The sequence below is a fragment of the Vibrio sp. Y176 genome (genome assembly GCF_033438945.1).
On record NZ_JAWOQS010000773.1, the window covers coordinates 1 to 613 of the forward strand.

Consider the following 613-nt stretch of genomic DNA (forward strand, 5'->3'; position numbering starts at 1 on the left):
GCATTTGCATCGCCTGACGAACTGGCCCAAACGCCCGACCTTTTTCAATACAGTAGGCACCGACAAAAATCACAGCGGTACCAATCAGCGCAGTCCAACCAGCTAAAGTGAGAGAATTAAAGAACGGGCTCCAGCCATAGGTACTCATCTCTGCGAAGTTGTAATTGTTCAGCGTCAGCGCTTTATTCCACGGCCAAAATGTCACTAGAGAGCCGTACACCGCCATGCCTAACACTGCCAGTACTGCGACAGAAATCAGTGAACAGTATACGAAGCAAAGGCCATCACGCGTTTTGTTGGGTTCTGGTTGATAAGGCACCGAGCGCGTGTCAAATAAGCTCTTTTGTTTTTTCTGCACCCAACGATCTGCACCAAACGCCATTACCGCAGGAAATAACAGCATGATGCTGGTTACTGCACCCATGGCAAAGTTTTGCTGGCCCACCACTTGTTTGAAGATGTCGGTCGCCAGAACGTTGTAGCTTCCGCCAATGACTTTCGGCACACCAAAATCGGTGATCACCAACGTGAATACGACAATCAGAGTGCTGATCAAACCGTATTTCGCCGCAGGTAACGTCACCATAAAAAAGGTCTTCATCGGTGAGGTTTT

1 pseudogene is annotated in these 613 nt (G+C 48.8%); it reads right to left on the reverse strand.

Going from position 1 to position 613, the window contains the following annotated elements:
* Positions 1 to 613: pseudogene (locus tag R7O13_RS28580) on the reverse strand (putative 2-aminoethylphosphonate ABC transporter permease subunit); the annotation flags it as partial.